Source organism: Flectobacillus rivi, from assembly GCF_030056655.1.
Classification (GTDB): Bacteria; Bacteroidota; Bacteroidia; order Cytophagales; family Spirosomataceae; genus Flectobacillus; species Flectobacillus rivi.
In genome coordinates this window covers 1-21570 of the sequence record NZ_JASHIE010000018.1, presented here as the reverse complement: position 1 = coordinate 21570, position 21570 = coordinate 1, and the positions used below count along the sequence as shown (strand labels likewise).

The window sequence follows — 21570 nt, the reverse complement described above, 5'->3', positions numbered from 1 at the left end:
CACATTTTCATTAGAATGACTCTTCATTGCTATTGAATGCTACAGTCATAAGCTCACTTTCTGATTGTTCTTTTTCGAAAACTATCTCATCGGATAAATTTAGAGAAATTTGCGGCTCTTCATCTTCCATAAGACTGTTTAGGTTTGAAATTATATGAGACTTAAACTGCTTTAATTCTAACTGACTTAGAATTTTCATAAGATTTGTGGACATTAAATTAGTGACAATCTGTAGTTGGGAACGTGTTACAATGGTTTGACTTCCAGTCAGAACCTAACGACAGATTTACGTTAAAAAATGCTATTAGGGTTTGTTAAGGCAATAATTTTAAACAATAATACGAGGAAAGAATGTTATTTGCAAGCCCCTAAAATGCCTCTATTTATCGCTAATATTCGTCATAAGAAATAGACTTTCTTAAATATTATAAATATTTATATATCAATTACTTATAATAATTAAATTTGATTTCATGCAGGTTGGTAACATAGGGGATTTTTATCTGCACAGAAATCTCTTCAGAAAAATCGTTTTGGCTATTAAGTTATCTTTCTAAACATTGTCAGTATGCAAGAATTTCAGAAGTTTTGTTTAGTTATTTTTACCTAACCATCCTATTCGTATATGTTTTCAAATATTACAACCATCAAGAGCGATTTTTTCTCTCAGTTGATTCAACATATAGATCACCCCGTGTGTATAATAAATTCGTTTTTCCAAATCGAAAAATGTAACCTTGCCTTTAATCAAACCTTCCCTCCAAGCAGCATTCTAAGCAGTTCATTTTTTTCTAATAAATTACTACAAGAATCACTGAGCCAAGTATGGGAAGGTCAAACGATTCAGTATATTACCGAACTCGAAAATCAGATATTTGAGCTAAAATTAAGCCCTTTAGCGAATAGCGACGATACTTATGGACTAATTCAATTTTTCCCAAAATCAGCTCAGACATTTGACTCCGAACAAGCACTACAATACAAATATATTGTCGACCATATTCATGAAGTTTTGTTTCAAACTGATGCCGTTGGTAATTGGGTTTTCCTCAATCAGGCTTGGAGCGATATATTTGAGTACACCTTGGAGGAAAGCCTAGGGCGACCATTTTATGAGTTTTTGCATCCTGAAGATGTACGAAAAAATGAATTACTTTTTGCTCCATTAATCAACCAACAAAAGAGTTATTGCAAACATATTATCAGGTATATATCTAAATCGCATAAAATCAAATGGATAGAGGTATTTGCCACATTGGTCATTGGTAAAAACGGAGAAGTACTTGGTACCTCTGGAACCTTGCGAGATATTACTAATGAAAAAGAAAATGCTAGAATTAATACAATTTTGTCGCATAACGTTCAAGACATTGTATGTATTCATGACTTAGAAGGGAAATATCTCTACGTTTCACCATCAATCAGCCAGCTTACAGGATATTGCCCCGAAGAACTCCTCGGACAAAGTCATTATGACTTTTTTCACCCAGAAGATAAAGCAAAAATTATTTCTATTTCAAATAGCTCTGCCAATAATGATGTAAGCTATATTTCTTACAGATTTAAGAAGAAAAATGACGAATATGTATGGCTAGAAACAAGTGTCAAGGTTTTTTTTGATGACTATGATATATGTGACCGCATGATTACCTCTTCGAGGAGTATCCAAGAACATAAATTGGTAGAAGAGAGTATGATGAAATCGCTTCAGCGTGAAAAAGAACTCAATCAACTCAAGTCTCGATTTGTGAATATGACCTCGCATGAATTCAGAACGCCTCTTGCGACCATTCGTTCGAGCGCCGAAATTATTGAAGCATATACCAAACTCGATAAATCCACCTATTATGAGAAGATTACAAGACAATTGGAAAATATCCAGTCTGAAATAAGTCGAATTTCAAGTCTTATTCATGAAACTCTTTTAATAGGAAAAATTGAATCACAACAACTCACAGTGCACCGCGAGGAAGTAGATGTGATAGAGCTCATAGAGTTTATCATCAATCGACAAAATCAGCAGCAAAAAGACCATCGCATCACAGAATTAGAAGTAATAGGAGAAGTTCAAAAAATATGGATTGACCCTCAGCATTTTATCCATATTCTTGACAATCTTATTTCAAATGCCTTTAAATATTCATTAAGTAGGCCCAATCCTGTGGTATCTGTCAGCTTCGAGAAATATCATTTGAGGCTCCAAATTAAAGATTTTGGCATTGGGATTCCTCCATCTGAGCAAGGGAAGATTTATTCATCATTTTTCAGAGCCAAAAATGTTGGTACAATTGAGGGAACAGGGCTTGGTTTAGTGATTGTCAAAAACCTCGTTCAGCTTAATAATGGCAACATTCATTTTGTCAGTACCGAAAATCAGGGAACGACCTTTTATCTTGATTTTACCTGCGAATAAAATTATTTGAAGGTAAAACTCTTCAATTTTTTGCAAAAATCTTGCAAACTTACTGCAATATCCCTAGAAATAGGGATTGCATTTCATTATTAATTAGCACAACTTTGCAAGACAGGCTATCAGAAAAGGTGTAGACTCTTTCTATAGTTCGAACCCACATAAAAAAAGCCCTTCTAAAAAATTTATCGTGATGCTGATTTTTATCATTTTTTTCTAATGGTAAAGTCCTGTATCTGTCGTTATCTCTCTCTTACATTTGAATTCAATTTATTTGATAAAATGTAACAATAGTATAACGTATGCAAATCGGAATCATTGAGGATGATTTAATCTTAAGAGAAAACATCGAAATATTTTTCTCCATGTATCCTGATATTGAGGTGAGTATTTCGGCATGTAGTATCGAGCGTTTTCTTGAACAAAGTCAGGTGGTTTCGGCAGAGCCATATATCGTATTTATAGATGTTGGTTTGCCAGGGATTTCTGGCATTGAAGGAATCAGTAAAGTTAGGAAGCAATTTAACAACACACACATTGTTATGATTAGTGGCTCATGCAATGAAGAGTCCATTTGGGAGGCTATCAAGGCAGGTGCAAACGGGTATTTGTTGAAGCCCCTATCACTAAAAAAACTCGTAGAACAGATTGACATTATCAAAAATAATGGTGCACTTATCTCCCCTGAGATTGCATCAATGCTTTTTTCTAAAATATCCCAACAACCACAAGAAAAGAAAATAAATGCTGAAGAGATATTAACAAGGCGCGAACTCGATGTGATGGATTACCTTTTAAAGGGCTTATCCTACAAAGAAATTGCCGAAAAACTTTATATAAGTTATACTACCGTCAATGACCATGTAAAGAAAATTTACCACAAGCTAGGAATCAATTCAAAAGGAGAATTGCTAGCCCTATTTATCCACTAATATTATGACAACCACTTTGGATCCGCCAATCATTTTGATTGTTGATGACGATTTTATCAACCGTTTTGTATTAGGTAAAACGCTTGAAATACTAGAGCAAACTTACCACGAATGTGAAAATGGTGAAGATGCTATAAACTGGCTCAAAGCAACCACTCATAACCATATTGTCGTATTGTTAGATCTCAATATGCCTATTATGGATGGTTATGATTTTTTGGAGTATTTAAAAGAATATCCAAGCGAATTTGAGCATACCAATATAAAAGTAGTAGTAATATCAGCATCTCCGTATTCGCAATTTTTAGAAAGATTGCCCCACGCTGAAATAGTACAATTTTTATCAAAGCCTATTGATAAAGATCAAATCAAAAATGCTATCGAAGAATCTATAGAATCGTTCCACCAATGATACTCAACAACGACAAACTCTATTCACAACTTAACTTTGTACTCAACAAGATACCATTTGCGGTATTGATGGAAAACTATGAGCGTAGATTAGAGTTTGTCAACCAGAATTTTTGCCAGCTATTCAAAATCCCTCTTGCACCTGAGCAGTTAATTGGATTTGATTGCAAAATTGCTGCAGCACAAAGCGCTGCCATGTTTAGTAATCCTACTCAATTTTTAGTGCGTATAGAAGAGATTTTAACCGCTGAGGAGTTTGTTTCTCATGAAATAGTAGAACTAGCAGACGGTCGCTCTTTTCTTCGAGATTACTTGCCCATTATCAACGAGGGCGTACACAACGGGCACGTTTGGATATATTATGATTACACCGAGGCCCGCACGATGGAGTATCATATACTTCATCTGAAAAAGTTTTATGAACAAATCTTGAATCATATACCCGCAGATATTGCCGTGTTTAACAAAAAACACCAATACGTATTTGTGAATCAAACTGCTGTTCGAGACGATAGTTTACGAGAGTGGCTTATCAATAAAGATGATTACGAATTTGCGAAAGAACGAGGTAAAAATATTTCCTTCGCCGATATACGTCGAGAAGCTTTCAACCAAGCAGTTTCCACAAAAAAAGTATATGAGTTTTTGGAGGAAGGTATTAACCGTGATGGACACCACAAATTTAATCTGCGTCGTTTTCAGCCTATTTTTCAAGAAAATGGTGAGCTTGAATTTGTGGTAGGCTATGGGATAGATGTGACTTCATTGAAAAAAACAGAAGAATATGCTCGTCAAAAGGATATTATATTCGCCAAAGTAGCTGATTTACTAGATGTTGTAGTTATTGTTATTGATAACAATTTTCAAGTAGTTTTTGCCAATGCTGCCTATGAATCCTTTTTTGGTATCCCTACTTCCCAAATTATTGGCAAAGAAATAGACGCTATTGCTATCGAGGACACCTCGATTATTAGAAAAGATATAGCACAATATCAGCAAACTCAGCATGCACATCATACTGCCAAAGTGTATCAGGTGAAGGATAAATATGGAATGATTAAATATTTTTCCTATTCCTTTACACCTTATGTGCAGGGAAAAGCTGGAAATATCAACTATGCTGTATTCTTGAGCGATGTGTCGGACCAATATTATGCTGTTGCCGAACTACAAAAAATCATCGATAAAGAGCGTCGACTTAATGAACTAAAATCGGGATTTGTCAACATTGTATCGCACGAAATGCGTACACCAATGTCGGTGATTCAATCGAGTGCCGAAATTCTTGAAATGCTCAATGACGCCGATAAAGTTACCAAACCACAACTTCAACTATACCTTTCCCGAATTATTAATGAAGTAAGAGGAATGGAATCGTTGATGAAAGAGCTTTTGTTGGTCAGCAAAATAGAAGGAGGAAAAATGGAGTTTAAGCCATCTCCTCAAAATATGAATGAATTTATTGAACAGATCAACAGTACTAATTTTTCACCGTATAAAGATGGACGGAAAATCGATGTGCAGTTTAAAGGGCAAGAATACCCCGTATCTTTTGATAAGCTGATGATGACACACATTCTCAAAAATCTCATTGAGAATGCCTTCAAATACTCAAGTAACAAAGCCTCCCCTATCATTCGAATAAGTTATCATAAATCTAAAGTAAGTATTCTAATAAAGGATTTTGGAATTGGTATTCCCGACAAAGATTTTCCCAATTTATTTAAAGCATTTGCTCGTGCATCTAACGTTGAAGGTATCAAAGGAACTGGTTTGGGACTACTGGTGGTCAAGTATTTTGTTGATTTCCATAAAGCCTCGATTCATTTTAGAAGCAAACAAAACCAAGGGACCTCAGTACTTTTAGAACTCAAAAATCATGATACCTAAAATCGTATTAATAGAAGATGATTTATTATTGGCCGAAAACACCAAAACAATTTTAGAACTCAATCAATTTGAGTGTGAAGTTGCTCATAAAGGACAATTAGGGGTTGAGTTGGTTCAATCATTCAAGCCCGATTTAGTGGTTTGTGATATTATGCTCGATGAAGTAGATGGTTTTGAGGTCCTCAAAAGGATTCGTGCTATTCCTGAGTTTATCTATCTTCCATTTATTTTTCTAACAGCTAGAGCCGATTTTTGGGATAAACGAAAAGGCATGAACCTTGGTGCCGATGACTTCTTGACTAAACCATTTATGTCTAAAGATTTAGTCGACACTATTCATGCAAGATTGGCACTAAGCAGTCAGAAAAAAGAAACAGTTGGTTTAGAAATTCGTAAAAATGCTGTTGATGTCTTTTACCATATTTCAAGTCATGAATATTTAACACCTTTGAATGGCATCGTAAATTTGAGTAAAATGGCCATCGAAATGCTACAAAATAATCAAGTAAACGAAGCCTTACCTTTAATGGAAGGAATTAGTATTTCAGGCAACAGAATTCTAAGAACCACTCGTAAATTACTATGGTACAATCAATTATCTAATAATAACAATCCGTGGAGAAATGCGACCAGTGGCACAGTAAACATACTATCGTTACAACAACAAATATATGCAGTCCTCAAAAAGGGCTCAGCTATGCCATTTGAATTTAGCTTTAAGTCTAATATCAATATTCTGTACGGTTATGATGAAGTTTTATTAGAGTTTGTCTTGACCGAGCTGTACCAAAATATCATTCAATACGCCAATCCAGCGCATAAAGTTTACACCGATACACGACTGGAGAACAATCATTTACTCATGATTATTCGTAATCATTATAACGGAAATTACACCGTTTGCACAGAAGATATAAAACCTTTCTTTCAAGCCCATAATTCCAAAGATATGAATGGCACAGGGTTGGGACTGTACATCATCCAAGAATGGGTTCGAACCGTTCATGGCAAAATGGAAGTATCGGCACAAAACAATCTTTTTGAGATTATCTTGAAAATACCTGTTAGTAATTTTTAAGAAGAATTGAATAGCCAAACAAGATTTTATGGGACTATGGTAGCTGAATATATTCTGCGTTTATACGAATTATTCACTATTTCAATTATGAAGGACGATATTTTTCTTATATTAGTGAAGAATATTCTATTTGCAATTTTTACTTTGATTGTCACGATAGAATGAGAGCAACTTAAAATTATGAAATCATTACTTAACACATCAATTGTTTTTGAAAACCATCACCCATCAGCCTTTTTAAATGAACTATCAGAATATCTTCAAATTGACCAACAAAACCGCTATGTTTATCAATTTGAAAATTCGCATGGAAAAGGTCAAATACTTTCTATCGAGATAGAACAAGGCTTTGAAGTTGAGCTTTTACAATTACATTTGAACGAAGATTTACATATCAAACCAATAGCCTCCGAGGAAAATACTCGGTGGAATGTAAGTATTTGTAATGACTACCTATATACTAAAGAGTCGGCTGAGCTTACCCCCAATAATTACCCTTATTGTGTGGTACTAAGTTCGTCTTCGGCAACTAATACAAGAGTATTCCCAGCGAATCGCCCAATTTTTAGTTTTTCTTTGACTTTCTCAAAACATTGGATAGAAACAAACATTATTCATGATTTAAAGGAAGAACCAGCAGGAAGGCTCAGTGAAATTATTCACAGTAATGAGTCAGTTTTTATGATCGATAACATAGACGTAGATCTGCACCGAATTGTGGATACACTACTCAATGAAGATCTTTATCAACAAAACACCAAATTGCTTTTTTATCGAACAGCCTTAGATTTGACTTTAATTTTCTTCAAAAAGTTAATTAACAAAAGCATATTTATACCAGCTAACCAGAATTTTAAAAAAAGAGATATACAAAAAATCCATGAAATCAATGAAGCTATTTTAGCAGATTTGTCCAAGCCTTGCCCCTCAATAGAAGAATTATCCAAATCGGTAGGCATGAGCACTGCTAAATTCAAAACGTTGTACAAAGCTATTTTCAACAATAGCGTTTATAATTATCACCTCAACGAACGGTTAGTTCAGGCAAGAAAGTACTTGCAGTCTGGCAAATACACCATCAATGAAGTGGCGTATATGGTTGGTTTTAATTATCCATCTAGCTTTTCAAGAATTTTTAAAAAGACCTTCGGGCAATCACCTCTTCAATTTATGGGCTTGAACTACGAAGAAGGTCAAGAAGAGTAAAATATCCATTTATGCACAAATGCTTAGCATTAGGCACCTCGAACCAACAATTTAAAAAAGAGAATCCACCATTATCTTTGACCATTTTTCTCGATGATTGGCAGTTTTTGGTTGGCTAATCCCCAATTAAAAATCCCATACAAAGAGCAAATTTCTATGGAAGCGTTTACTAATACCGAATCTCAACTTTCAGAAAATACAACTACAAAAAACAACGTATTGATAGAGCAGGAAAATCCTGCTATTTATCAGGCGTTGGATTTTGCCAATGAAGCAATTCTTATTTATAATAAGAACCAAGAAAATATTTACCAAAATCACCAAGCTCAGGTTTTTGTAGAAAATTATCGCTGCTTAGAATCCGTGAAGCTTTTGCCACAGTTATTAAGCAATTTTGTATTTCAACAAGAATCCGAAAGTCTTTCTACTCTTTCAAATGAATATATTTCGAGCTTATATGGACTAAAGGCTCGTGTAGTACAAAGCTCCGAACAAACCTTCGTCTATATTTCGTTGAATCCTCTGTTGGCGCAACAGCAAGAGGTTATTAACACCATTATCTCTCCAGATTTTAACCCGATTCTTAATCAATCAAATGATATTTTATGTTTGACCACTGCTTCGGGCAATATTCTTAAGATTAACCGAGCCGCAAGCACATCTTGGGGGTATGCCGTTCAGGAGTTTCAGCATAAAAACATTCTATCTTTTTTAACGGAATCTTCGGCAGGCTCAATCAAAGAGGCATTCGAATCTTTGTCGCAAGGACAACCCATTCAGAACGTTGTTTTAGATATTCGTAAAAAAGATGGAAGTGTATTTCCTATGATTTGGAATGCCGTTTGGAACCATCAGCAACAAAGCGTCATCGCTATTGCAAAAGATATTTCTGAAAGTTTGGTTCAAGAAAAAGCACTCAAAATTTCAGAACAAAATTATTCTTATCTCTTCAATAACAATCCATTACCTATGTGGATTAACGATTTCTATACCAAGGAATTTATAGAAGTTAACGATGCTACTTTACGACAATATGGTTATAGCCGAGAAGAGCTTACTGGCATGACCGTATACGACATCATTGCTCCTGAACAATTAGAGAGTTATAAAAATACCAGTTGGGATTTCACTACAAACCCTCCCAATTATAGAGGTATTTCTGTACACAAAACCAAGTCAGGCAATCCTATAACCGTCGATATTACGGCACATCAAATAGAATACAAAAATCGTACGGTATCACTGGTACTTGTACATGATATCACTCTCAGAAAACTTGCAGAAAAAGAACTTATCCAGACAAATAATCGCTTGAAGGCTGCTCAAGAAATTGCGCATCTTGCCTATTGGGAGCATGATTTGAGAACAGGAAAAGTATTCTGGTCAGAAGAAGTTTTTAAGATTTTTGAAATAACTGAAAACAAAGAAAGGTTTGATTATGAGGATTTTATCGGAATGGTTCATCCTGAGGATAGAATGTCAATCAAGCTCTTAGAAGTATCCGTTTTGTATGGCAGTAAGCCTATCGAAAAAGAATTTAGAATCATACTAGCCTCTGGCAAAATCAAGTATTTATTTAGCAAAACACAGATTGTATTCGACACCCTTGGTAATGCTCTGCGTATTGATAGTACGTTTTTGGATATAACTTTACAAAAACAAGCCAAACAAGCGCTCAGAAAAAGTAATGAACGTTTTGAGCTAGCAAAAAAAGCAACAAGGGACATTATCTGGGATTGGGACATCGTTACTGGAGATTCCTATTGGTCAGACAATTACGAATTCATTTTTGGGAAATATCCATACGGTCCTATGAAAGATTTTCAGGACTGGAGCAAAAATATTTATGCTGAAGATAAAGAAAGAGTTTTAGATGAAATCCAATTAGCACTAGCCAATCCTGAACAAACTACATGGGAATGTGAATATCGCTATATACGAGCCAATGGCGAAATTGCTTACGTAAGTGACAAAGGATATATGGTTTTTGATAATCATGGTAAACCTATCAGAATGGTGGGAGCTATGCGCGACATTACCAAAGAAAAAGAAGAAGAGCAACAGTTAAACCTTTGGAAATCAGTTATTACCAATAGTAATGATGCCATTTTAATTACTGAAGCAGAACCTATCGAACTGCCAGGTCCTAGAATTATCTATGCCAACGAGGCATTCACCAAAATGACAGGATATGAGCTTAATGAAATTATTGGAAAGTCACCCAGGATACTTCAGGGGCCAGCTAGTAATCGATATGAATTAAATAAGATTAGAGCTGCTCTAAAAAAATGGGAACCATGCGAAGTGGAAGTGATCAATTATAAAAAGAATAAAGAACCTTTTTGGGTAAATATCTCTATTGTTCCGTTAGCAGACGAAACAGGCTGGTTTACGCATTGGATTTCCATTCAAAAAGATATTACCGAGCGCAAAAAGAACGAAGAAGAAAGGGAGTTATTGATTCGAGAATTGACTCAAATAAACCAAGATTTACGTCAATTTTCGTATATCACTTCACACAATATTCGTTCCCCATTATCCAATCTATTGGGTTTGCTCAAGATGTTGAATACCTCTACAATTACAGACCCTATGACGTTGAAGGTATTGGAAGGTTTCAAAACTTCGACCAATCAACTCAACGACACCATCAATGATTTATTAAAGATTTTAGTAATCAAAGAAAATGTAAATGTTCAGCAGGAAGTTATAGCTTTTGAGACAGTTTGGAACAAAATAACACAGATGACCCAGCAGCTCATTCAGGATGCTGGCACATCTATCACTACCAATTTCGACAAAGCTCCATTAGTGAATTTTAATATTTCGTACTTAGAAAGTATTCTTTTAAATCTACTTTCAAATGCGCTGAAATATCGTTCGAACAAAAGACCGTTAGAAATTTGGGTAAAAACAAGAAATACTTCGAAAGGTATTGAGTTAATATTTATAGATAATGGTTTGGGGATTGACCTCAAACGCCACAAAAATAAAGTTTTTGGTCTTTATCAGCGATTCCATAACCACCCAGATAGCAAAGGTATAGGTTTGTACATGGTGCAAGCCCAAGTAAAATCTCTTGGTGGAAATATTTCAGTAAAGAGTGAGGTAGACAAAGGGACTCAGTTTTCAATTTTATTCAAGAAGTAAATATGTTTAAGAAGATTTTGTGCGTAGATGACGACCCCATCACCTTGATGATTCTCAAGATGACAATGAAGAAATGTGAATTTACATCTATCGTTGAAACCGTGGCAGATGGGACAGAGGCAGTGCGATACTATGAGGGCTTACTACAAAATCCTTCAATAGATGCTCCCGAGTTAATTTTTCTTGATTTGAACATGCCTCAAATGAGTGGATGGGCATTCTTAGATGTTTTTATAGCAAGGTTTCAAAAATATTTTCCAGCAACAAAAGTTATCATTCTTTCCTCGAGCATCGACCCCGAAGATATTCGAAAATCTCGAGCGGCACCTTGTGTCAAGGAGTTTATCAGCAAGCCCATCCATACAACAACACTTTTGAGATTAAAGTCCGAAATAGAACTTCACTGAGATTGAAAGATGAAATATTTCGTTATTAATATTCCACAAGTAATCATCAAAAAAGCGGTCGAAAACAATTTTCGACCGCTTTTTTGATGCTATATTACTAATATGAAATTACTCACGTTTACAGAGGAAACTCTCCAGTAAAGAAACCTACAAATTTCCAAAGTTCTTGAATATCGTCCTCCATTACGGGATAAGGCGCATATCTTTCGTTTGTCGATTTAAGAATCAACACATTTTTTTCGTTGAGATAATTGAACACCTTTTTCAAAACAACACCTTCATCTTTTGTAACAACAATACAAATAGTGCCATTCTTGATGGTTCTCCAATTGTCGACATACTCAGCAAAAACTAATGAACCCTCTCTCAACGGTAACATCGAATCTCCTTGAATCGGAAATACACGATACTTACGATCTTTTGGTAAAAAAGGTACATTAAAAATTGGCAAACGACTAATATAATCAATATCTCCATAGCCGTTTGAATAACCCGCTACAGCTTTGATTGGAACAAACTCGATATTCTCTTCATTATCATTATTGACGGTAGTTGCCAATATTCTCAGCTTATCTTCCTGGCGTTTAGCTGGTTGATTTGTTGCTAAATCTTTTGTAAGCATGTCGTCTACACTTACATTAAAATAACTAGCCAATTTAATCAAATCAGCATAACGTGGTTCAGCGCGACCACTTTCATAAGAACCGAGTGTAGATTTTTTTAAATCAACTTCCTCAGCAAGTTTTTCCTGCGAAATTTTTCCGTCTAACTGCTTGCGTAGGTATTGCAGGTTTTGGCTAAAAAAAGTATCCATTGTGTGTATATATCTAATTCCTAAAGTGAATGCGAATAATTTGTGCAAAAACAATATACAAAAATACCATATTTAGTCATCTTTCCGCACATTATTTGATAATATTCGTTAATTCGGTGTAAAATTGTAGGCATTTTATTGCGTGCGGACTTGTTGTAGAAAGGTAGGTAAGTAAATTTAGAGATTAGCATGCTTATTTCAAAGCAAATGTATAGGTTAAATTATAGATTTATTAGCCATAATAAAAAAAGGTGAGCATCGATTGCTCACCTTTCTCAAATCATTTTAATTGTCTAGATATCAGAATAATCCGTTGGTCTCAAGAAACGTGTATCATTTTTTGAAACATTGTGCTGATACTTTGGCATGGCTGATAAAGTTTTCCATTCTGGATCAGCACTAAATGCCTTCCAGTGAGCATCTCTATCGGCTTTATTTTCAAAGGTTGTCATATAAATCAAGTTCGGCATTGCTGCACCTGAAATTACTTCCGAGTAAAAAACTGCATTGAAGTTCAATCTTTTAAACAATTTAACCTCTCCACCAGCATTAAACATATCTACTTTGTTGACGTACAGTTTCTCGCTTGGACCTTCATAACTTCTAAATTCATACACTCTTTCTGATTTCGGAGAAGAAAGCGCTGGCATTTGGAAATGTGGCTGGTCCACAAATGCTCTCATCAAAATCGACTCCATGCGTGTGTACACTGGCTTGTCCCAAGGAGTGTCAATATAGTCTTTACCATCCTCTAAATAGGTTTTATCAGCAGAAAGTTTACCTTCCAATTTCGCCCATTCATCCTGTGACTTAAAAGGAATAAATACATACACTAATTTTTCGGCTGGCTCAGCAGCATCTGGTGCAATAATAGGCTTAAAAACCCCAACTTTCTCAATTCCAGCACGGTGCAATGCAGGCATATAAGCATTTTGTAAGTAATTGTCGAGCCTTGATTCTTGCTCGGCTGTTTTCAAACGATAAATAACTAACTGATAAAAATCTCTTTTAGGAGCGGCTGCCCATGAAGCCACAGAAGTAAGAATTGTAACCAATAGTGCCAATACAGCCACTAATTTGGTACGAAATACATGTTTCATTTTCTATTAAAATAATTAGTGAATAATGTTTGAATATATAGATAAAACAAGAAATCATTGTTTTTTACTTATACATCTAACAAAAATAGAAAATAAAAATAGTCATTCTACCATGTTTTATCGTTTAAGGATAAATAGCTTCCAAAAGCAAATTGCCTCTTGAAGAATAAATTCTTCAAGAGGCAATTTTTATTAAATACACCTAAATTTTCACCAGCATTTATGCTAAAGCCCCTTCTCCTAACACTTCGTATAACATACTATTTAAGGAAAGAACAAATTTTGTTCCATCCAACAAATCTCTCAACTGAACAATTTCACAAAGCGTTAGCTCCCATGAAAGTTGAGCTTGAGGAGCCTCAACTAACTCATAATCAAAATCATCTGACAAATTAAATATCATTTGATGAATATCTATTGAAGATACTTTACGGCGAAATGCTAGAAAATCATGAATTTTAAAACTCGCGACCATTCCATTAAAATGGACATGAATTTTGTTTGTCAAATCGCATTGCCAAGTACTCCCTTTTGAATTCTGATATAATTCGTGAAATGCTGGATATTCCATAACCTAACCTCTATTTTGAATACACTACAAAGTTAATAGGAGAAAGAATAACAAGCAATAGTTATTTAAAATAAGTCTAAATAAATTTTCATGCCTAAATCACAAAAAACGGCTACTTCGAAAAGTAGCCGTCCAATAACAATTAAGATGTGGTGATAATCTGGATTATATGATGCCAATTTACGGCATTAAACCTAATAATCCCACATTCAGCTATAATTTTACTTTCTCCATTTTGGGTGCAAAAAAGTGCATGGCTAACCAAGCAATAATATATGCCATAGAACAAATGATGAAGATAACATTGTAACCGATGTTTATATCTCCTGCTTTTTTGTAAGTATCTAACAAATAACCTACTAAGATAGGAAACAGAATTCCACCAACAGAGCCTGCCATACTACCAATTCCAACTACTGAACTAATCGCCTTGCGAGGAAACATATCTGAAGCTGTTGTAAAGATATTCGCACTCCAAGCTTGGTGTGCTGCCATTGCTAGAGCAATCAGTCCAACTGCCTGCCAGATATTAGTACAATATTGTGCAAAAAACACAGGCAATACCGCCAATGCGAAACTCAACATGGATGCTTTTCTCGCCTTAAATACAGTCCAACCTTTCTTGATAAGGTAACCCGATAGGTATCCCCCGCCAATACTGCCTATCGTCGTAGCTGTATAAACTACGATTAACTCGATACTTGGCTTTTTCAAATCTAGTTGAAAACGCTCTGCAAAATAAGAAGGTAACCAGTAAAGGAAAAACCACCAAATGGGGTCAGTAAACATTTTACCAAATACAAAAGCCCAGGTTTGACGAATCCCAAAAAGTTTAATCCATTTCACCGATTCTGTCGTTTCTACTTCTTGCTCATCTGCATCGCTATTGATAAATTCTAATTCTTCTTGGCTTAATTTAGGGTGTTTGGTGGGAGTTTCGTAATATAATTTCCAGAAAATCAACCAAATAAAACCTACTCCACCCGTAATGATAAACGCCTCACGCCAGCCATAAGCTCCCAAAATCCAAGGTACCATAATTGGAGCTACTACCGCGCCAATATTTGCACCTGAATTGAATATACCTGTAGCAAAAGCTCTCTCTTTTTTGGGAAACCATTCAGCAACCGTTTTAATTGCAGCAGGAAAGTTACCAGACTCACCTAAGCCCAAAAGCATACGCATACTTGCTAGTCCAAAGGTTGAACTTACCGCAGCATGCAGAACTGCCGCAATACTCCACCAAATAACCGAAATTGTGTAACCTAATTTTGTCCCAATTTTATCGATGATTCTACCAAAAAACAAAAAACCTGTGGCATAAGCGGCCGTAAACGCCATAATTACTTGACTATAATCAGACTCGGTCCAGTTAAATTCTTTTTCTAGGGTTGGCTTCAATAATCCAATTACTTGACGGTCAAGGTAATTGATAGTGGTAGCAAAAAAAAGTAAGAGGACTATTCTCCAACGATATTGAGGAATTTTAGAATTCATAAAAAACAGTTTAGGGTTCATTGCTCAACCACAACGGTACGCAAACGAACATTTTGATGATTAGAGTTAATGAGTAAAGACGCCAATCATGATTATTTACCCAAACTTTCTTAGATATGTATAATTTTTTTCACACTTTTTTGTATTAAATCCAAATTTTTCACCACATTTGCATCTATAGTCTCACATTGAGACAATTGCTCAAATGATATTTTCTTATTATCCAATTATCTAAAAAAGTAAGTAAATGGATAATCATAAAGGTTGCTAGCAACAAGATATAAGCATTTTTGCTGTACGACTTGTTATCTTTTGTAAAGAGCGCCTTCGCTTTATCCATTTTCTTACACTTATACTTATTAACTAATGAAAAAAATCATTTTATTGGGTGGCTTACTGGCTGTAAGCACACTAGCAACCTCATCATTTTCATATTCCCAAACAGACCCGCTGGTGGCAGGTAAGAATATTGCCGTTGTAAGCACAGACCTAGGAAAAGTAAGAGGTTATATTCACAATGGAACTTTTACGTACAAGGGTATTCCTTATGCTCAATCCGAGCGCTTTATGCCTCCTATTCGTCCAAAAGCTTGGACAGATGTACGTAGTTCCACAGCTTATGGACCCGTTTGTCCGACCGACCCAACAACCACAGTATTTGATCCTCTCGAATTTGCCTTTAATCATAATTGGGGCTATACCAACGAAAACTGTCAAACCCTTAATGTTTGGTCACAAGGTATCAATGATGGCAAAAAGCGCCCTGTTATGGTTTGGTTACACGGAGGCGGCTTTAGTGCAGGTTCTGCTATTGAGCTACCATCTTATGAAGGCGAAAATCTTAGTAAAAAAGGAGACGTAGTAGTGGTATCTATTAATCACCGTTTGAATGTACTTGGCTTTTTGGACTTGTCAAGTTTTGGTGACAAATACAAAAAATCAGCCAATGTGGGAATGATGGATGCTGTAATGGCTTTGGAGTGGGTCAAAAATAATATTGCCAACTTTGGTGGTGACCCAAACAACGTTACCATTTTCGGTCAATCGGGAGGTGGTGCCAAAGTTACCACGTTGATGTATGCTCCGTCTGCAAAAGGTTTGTTTCATAAAGCTATCAATCAGAGTGGTAGTTATCGTCAGAGCTTTTTGGAACAAGAAGATAGTAAAAAAATAGGCGAAGCTTTGTTAGAAGTATTGGGTTTGAAACCAAATCAGGTAGATTCTTTACAAAAAATCCCTTATGAAAAATTGAATGAGGCAAGCAAAAAAGCGATAGCCAAAGTTCAAGACCAAATGAAAAAAGACGGAAAAGCTTTTGTAGGAGGTGGCTTAGGCTGGGGGCCTGTGCATGACGGAGACTTTTTGCCTTATCAACAAGTTGACCCCGCTGGTTTAGCGATTTCAAAAGATATTCCATTTATGTTGGGGTGCACCAAAAATGAATTTATGGCTTCGTTGCTGAACCCAGCCATTCGTGATTTTAGCAAAGAACAAGCTGTAGATTTTCTTAAAAAACGTTACGCTGATAAAACGGATGCTTATCTGAAGGCTGTTGAAAAAGCCTATCCTAATACCACAAAACCATCCGACTATATCGATATTGATTTGGCAGCATTTAGACCAGGGATGGTCAAACATGCTAACTTAAAAGCAGACTTTGGAGGAGCGCCTGTTTATGCCTACCTATTTACATGGCAATCTCCTGTAAATGATGGTATGTACAAAGCGGTTCACTGTATAGAATTGGGTTTTGTTTTCAATAACATCGACCGTTGCCAAGAAATGACTGGTGGTGGAAAAGAAGCAAAAATCCTAGAAGACAAAATGAGTCAAGCATGGATTAATTTTGCTCGAACTGGCAACCCAGCTCACAAAGGCTTACCAGCTTGGCCAGCTTATTCCTCACAAAATGGAGCAACGATGTTTTTTGACAATAAAGTCGAAGTGAGAAATCATCATGATAAAGAATTGCTAGAGATAAGTTCCAGTAAGTAACAGGCTGTTATTGGTTAATTGTATATCCGTTATTTGAAGATACTCACCATTAGAAGTGTATTATAAGTGCAAATTTTCTTTATAGTTGATAAAAAAAAATTGGTTTCAGAGTTTTCTGAAACCAATTTTTTTTTACCCTATTTTTTCAAGAAATTTAGGAAAATTTATACGCCATGACACTCCAAAATAATTCGCTAACCGACCTACATCAAGTAGAGACACTCAACACAACTGCTGCTCATCTCTTAATTATCAGCGATTTACATATAGCCAGAGGAAAAGAACCCTCTGGAATGATTACAGGAACTGAAAACTTTTTTGCAGATGATGCGCTTCAGCGATGGATTCAATTTCATCTGCATAAATACCAAGAAGAATCCGCTCTTTTGGTGATTAATGGCGACTTTATCGACTTTTTGAGAGTCATTTTTACAGAAACAGAAGTCCTTCACTTTGATTATGTTGAATGGCAAAAAATATTGCAAAAAGTCCAAATTCACAAAACTATTGAAGAGCTCAAAAACAGCTTCACAGAGGACGAGAAAGTATATGGATTTAAAACTGATGATTTTAAATCTATTTGGAAGTTAGAAAAAGTTTTTGCAGGTCACGAAAAAGTATTTCTTGCCCTTGTAGAATGGTTAAGCTGTCCCAACAAAGAACTCCTAATCCTTAAGGGAAATCATGATTTGGAATGGCACTGGGAAAAGGTTCAAGCCTATTTTTCTGTAAAATTAAATGATATTTCCCTCCAACATAATAAGCCAATAATTGGCAAAATATCTTTTATACAAGACTCTGTAATCATCAACGAAAAACTCTATATCGAACACGGGCATCGTTATGATAAATTTTCTCACGTAGTCGGAACGCCAACATTGGATGGTAAACTTAGCGGACAATTAAGATTGCCTTTGGGCTCGTTTGTCAACAGATACTTGCTTAATCGCATTGAAATAGCCTATCCTTTTCTTGATAATATTCGTCCAACTAGTAATATTCTCGCTATTCTATTAAAAGAGAGATTTCCATTGGCCATCGAAATTTTGACCAAAAGGGTACTGGCATTATTAAAATTTGTTGATAAAAAGGCCTTTTCTTATGTTTTTGGTCAGGCACTGACCTTTATTGGCATCATCATGATACCTGTGGTGCTTACCATTTTTTTAATGTATAAAGATATTACTAACATCAATCTAAAAGGAGACTGGAGCAACTTAAGCTTTTTGAAAAACCTAGGTACTTTAGTTATCTCTTATATAATTGGACAGTTCGTGGGTGTTTTCAATCTCAAAGAACCTGATGATCTTTCGCAGGAAGCACCTAATATTTTCAAGAAATACCCAAATCTAGAAGTCATCACGATGGGACATACACACAATCCTATGCAAATATTTCTGGATAATAAAGCATTTTTTAATTCAGGTACGTGGATTCCAATTGTCGAACATACCGTAGGAAACCTTAAAGAAGATAAAACTTATAATTATCTAGAGCTCAGATTTTTAGAAAAAGAACTATTTACCAAAGACTCTCTTAAGCGTTGGAATGATGATGCTTTAAGACCTGAAAGCTTGTATTTGACCTTAAAAAACTAATAGCATTAGCGTTCTAAAATGATTATCTCGTAGATTTTATACCGTAAAATAAAAACAAACAAAATTTTCTTCACTTAAGGTATGATTATTGCGATAAAATAGTTATTCTTGTAATGCAACAACAGAAGCATCACAAGAATAACTAACTACTTTGCCCTTAACTTTACCTACCATTGTTGTGATGAATTTTAAAAAGAAACTTCTTGTTGTAGATCAGTCTGATTCTACCAAAATTATCCTCGACCATTTTATAGGAAAAGAATTTGACATAATCCAGAAAAGTAACGGCTACGAAGCCATTGATTTTTTGAACTCTGGTGTTGACATTGATTTTCTTATTACTGAATTAAACCTCCCTCTATTGAATGGAAAAGAGTTAATACGAAAGCTCCGTCAGAGTCATCTTTTTTCCAATCTACCTATTCTATTGTTAACGGCAAGTTCAGAAAGCAAAGACCGCATTGAATGTATGAACTTGGGTGCTGACAATTACATAGAAAAACCTTTTAATCCTTTTGAAATTCAAGCTAGAATTAATGCTGTATTGCGTTTGTGCCAACGTACAAACTATATTCAGTAGCCTTTGAAGAGGTCATTTGTGGGATTCTATTTAGCTTTCTGAATATATATCCTTACTTTATGATTTTAATGCAATAAAACCGCAGAATCCCCAAGTGGCCTCTACAAATGAGTTTTATTTTTTGATTTTAGTACATAAACGCTAGCCCTTTTTCCTGAGGATGATTTGGCTTTTCCGTCCCTATCTTGAATATTAAATGCTCCTAATACAAGCTCTATATTTCCGTCTTTATCCAAATCGCCACAATCCATTACCATCCATTTTTTATCAGAAATCCCTTCTATAAAATGCGGAGTAAAGCCTTTTCCTGTATTCTCAAAATATAAAAAACCCTCTCCAGGATTTTGCTTTTTATCAGGAAAAAATGAGATAGCTGCAATATCCATATCTCCATCACCGTCAAAATCTTGACTTAGAGCTTTAGCTGCTCCGTGCATAGGATAGAAATATTGGTGCTTAAAATTCATTTTTCCATCGTTCAAATATACATGTACACCATGATAACGTTTTAGCGAGATAGAAGCGTCGGCATTATCGCCGTTGGTGTAAACTATATCTTGATAACCATCTTTGTTGATGTCAACTACTTGAATAAAACTAGAACCATAAATCGGAGGAAAACGCAAGACACGCTGTGGTTCAAAATTTCCATTCCCTTGATTTTTGAGTATCCAAATACCCTCATCACCTTGAGTTTGCAAAACCACAATATCAGGTAATTTATCGCCAGTTATGTCAGTTATACTGGCATTTCGAATACCTGAAAAACTCAATATTTCTTTCTTCAATTTAAAGTTTTGATCATACCACGTTAACTTTCCTATATCGTTACCAAATTCACAAATCAGATAATCAGGCGTACCATTAGCATCCAAATCTCCCACTGATATTTCGACAGGGCGACGGAGTTTTTCTACTAAGGTCTGAGGTGTGCTTTTTGAAATATTCCATAATTTTCCTAATGCTTGATCATTGGGATCCATGATTCCCATACCAAGCGCCATCATACTAACAGGTGTTTTTACAACATCCGAAACAGGACTTTCGGTTGGAACTTCTGAGATTTTCTGAAGTGTTTTATCCCATTTTTCCACACGATTTCTACCGCGATGCGCTACATATAAGGCTTGTTCATCGGGTAAAATTTTCACCATTGTTACTAAAGCAGGCTCGTTATTGGTATTTTCTAGTTTCTGTACATCAAACAAACCCGAAAGTCGTGTTGCTCTGACTTTTGCAGCTTGCGGAATAGGTTTTTCAGGAGCATTCTTAACATAAAAGTCCACAATTTTCTTCCAATCCTCTGGCGCCATAGCTGGTTCATCAGGATAAATATTTGCTACTGAAACCTCCATCATGTCTTCATAACTAATATTGGTGAGGTATCCCATTTTGTTTCCCATGCCAAGTCGTAAGGCCATTTTAGGTAAAATACCTTTAGCCCACCATTCTTTTTCGACAAGATTAGGAGAAGGATAAGCGTGACAAGCCACACAATGTTGTTGTGATAACTGCTCACCTGTCAGCTCAGAAGGAGTTAGTTTTTGGTTTTTCGCTTTGGTTGAGTCACACGAAATACTCAGAAGGGTATTGGTAATTAATAAGCTTAATATTATTGCTCGATTCATTATTGAGATTTAATTATATGATGCGTGTACACATCATTTTTGGATAATAATCTAGCAATTATGTAAATTTTGAAGGGCAAAAAAAGATTATTTTCATTTACTCGACCACACAGGCAAAATAGCCGATAAGTCCGTAAAAAAATAAAAGCACCTTTCGGGTGCTCTATTCTTTTTCTAAGATAAACTTTTTAAACAGTGCATCAGCTTGCCATACGGTAACTTCAGACAGCCATTGATTTTGCGGTTGAAAACATAATATGGGAGCATGTTTACAGCGATCAGTACATTCAATTTTCACAATTT

General features: G+C 35.5%; 17 protein-coding genes. 11 read left to right on the top strand and 6 right to left on the bottom strand.

Annotated elements, in window-relative coordinates; translation table 11 throughout:
* Positions 1-10 precede the first annotated feature (10 nt).
* Positions 11-199 (bottom strand): hypothetical protein, encoded by a 189-nt coding sequence (locus QM481_RS21570; protein ID WP_283383282.1) that lies wholly within the window; start codon positions 197-199, stop codon positions 11-13.
* A gap of 426 nt (positions 200-625) precedes the next feature.
* On the opposite strand from QM481_RS21570, the gene QM481_RS21565 reads away from it, so the two are divergent.
* From QM481_RS21565 to QM481_RS21530, 8 genes are all read left to right on the top strand, one after another.
* Complete coding sequence (locus tag QM481_RS21565) at positions 626-2413, top strand: sensor histidine kinase (protein WP_283383281.1); 1788 nt, start codon at positions 626-628, stop codon at positions 2411-2413.
* 299 nt (positions 2414-2712) lie between these two features.
* Positions 2713-3342, top strand: coding sequence for a response regulator (locus tag QM481_RS21560; RefSeq protein WP_283383280.1), 630 nt, complete (start codon positions 2713-2715; stop codon positions 3340-3342).
* Positions 3343-3346: 4 nt separating this feature from the next.
* A complete protein-coding gene (locus tag QM481_RS21555; RefSeq protein ID WP_166551165.1) occupies positions 3347-3754 on the top strand; it encodes a response regulator in 408 nt (135 codons plus the stop codon).
* Positions 3751-5643, top strand: a complete 1893-nt coding sequence (locus tag QM481_RS21550; RefSeq protein WP_283383279.1) for a sensor histidine kinase — start codon at positions 3751-3753, stop codon at positions 5641-5643. Before QM481_RS21555 ends, QM481_RS21550 begins: the two co-directional genes overlap by 4 nt.
* The gene (locus QM481_RS21545) at positions 5633-6721 is read left to right on the top strand and encodes an ATP-binding response regulator (protein WP_166551167.1); all 1089 of its coding nucleotides are present in this window, start codon (positions 5633-5635) and stop codon (positions 6719-6721) included. Before QM481_RS21550 ends, QM481_RS21545 begins: the two co-directional genes overlap by 11 nt.
* Positions 6722-6901: 180 nt before the next feature.
* The gene (locus tag QM481_RS21540) at positions 6902-7927 is read left to right on the top strand and encodes a helix-turn-helix transcriptional regulator (RefSeq protein ID WP_283383278.1); all 1026 of its coding nucleotides are present in this window, start codon (positions 6902-6904) and stop codon (positions 7925-7927) included.
* A 156-nt stretch (positions 7928-8083) separates the two neighbouring features.
* Entirely contained in the window at positions 8084-11077 is a 2994-nt protein-coding gene (locus tag QM481_RS21535) for a PAS domain S-box protein (protein WP_283383277.1), read from the top strand.
* 2 nt (positions 11078-11079) lie between these two features.
* On the top strand, positions 11080-11484 hold the full coding sequence (locus QM481_RS21530; protein ID WP_283383276.1) for a response regulator: 405 nt from the start codon (positions 11080-11082) through the stop codon (positions 11482-11484).
* 118 nt (positions 11485-11602) lie between these two features.
* On the opposite strand, the gene QM481_RS21525 is transcribed toward QM481_RS21530, so the two are convergent.
* The 4 genes from QM481_RS21525 to QM481_RS21510 all read right to left on the bottom strand — a co-directional run bounded on the left by QM481_RS21525 (position 11603) and on the right by QM481_RS21510 (position 15466).
* Positions 11603-12298 (bottom strand): LexA family transcriptional regulator, encoded by a 696-nt coding sequence (locus QM481_RS21525; protein ID WP_166551171.1) that lies wholly within the window; start codon positions 12296-12298, stop codon positions 11603-11605.
* A gap of 293 nt (positions 12299-12591) precedes the next feature.
* Positions 12592-13398 (bottom strand): NIPSNAP family protein, encoded by an 807-nt coding sequence (locus QM481_RS21520; RefSeq protein WP_283383275.1) that lies wholly within the window; start codon positions 13396-13398, stop codon positions 12592-12594.
* A 220-nt stretch (positions 13399-13618) separates the two neighbouring features.
* Positions 13619-13969 carry a hypothetical protein gene (locus QM481_RS21515; protein WP_095168168.1) on the bottom strand — a complete coding sequence of 117 codons (351 nt, stop codon included), beginning with the start codon at positions 13967-13969 and terminating at the stop codon, positions 13619-13621.
* A gap of 213 nt (positions 13970-14182) precedes the next feature.
* The gene (locus tag QM481_RS21510) at positions 14183-15466 is read right to left on the bottom strand and encodes an MFS transporter (RefSeq protein ID WP_166551173.1); all 1284 of its coding nucleotides are present in this window, start codon (positions 15464-15466) and stop codon (positions 14183-14185) included.
* Between the two features lie 366 nt (positions 15467-15832).
* Between QM481_RS21510 and QM481_RS21505 the strand changes: the two genes are divergently transcribed.
* From QM481_RS21505 to QM481_RS21495, 3 genes are all read left to right on the top strand, one after another.
* Positions 15833-17461: a carboxylesterase/lipase family protein gene (locus QM481_RS21505; RefSeq protein ID WP_283383274.1), complete on the top strand. Its 1629-nt coding sequence runs from the start codon at positions 15833-15835 to the stop codon at positions 17459-17461.
* Positions 17462-17634: 173 nt separating this feature from the next.
* Positions 17635-19059 (top strand): metallophosphoesterase, encoded by a 1425-nt coding sequence (locus QM481_RS21500; RefSeq protein WP_283383273.1) that lies wholly within the window; start codon positions 17635-17637, stop codon positions 19057-19059.
* A 181-nt stretch (positions 19060-19240) separates the two neighbouring features.
* Positions 19241-19639, top strand: coding sequence for a response regulator transcription factor (locus QM481_RS21495; RefSeq protein WP_166551176.1), 399 nt, complete (start codon positions 19241-19243; stop codon positions 19637-19639).
* 101 nt (positions 19640-19740) lie between these two features.
* On the opposite strand, the gene QM481_RS21490 is transcribed toward QM481_RS21495, so the two are convergent.
* Positions 19741-21267 (bottom strand): FG-GAP repeat domain-containing protein, encoded by a 1527-nt coding sequence (locus QM481_RS21490; RefSeq protein ID WP_283383272.1) that lies wholly within the window; start codon positions 21265-21267, stop codon positions 19741-19743.
* Between the last annotated feature and the right edge of the window lie 303 nt (positions 21268-21570).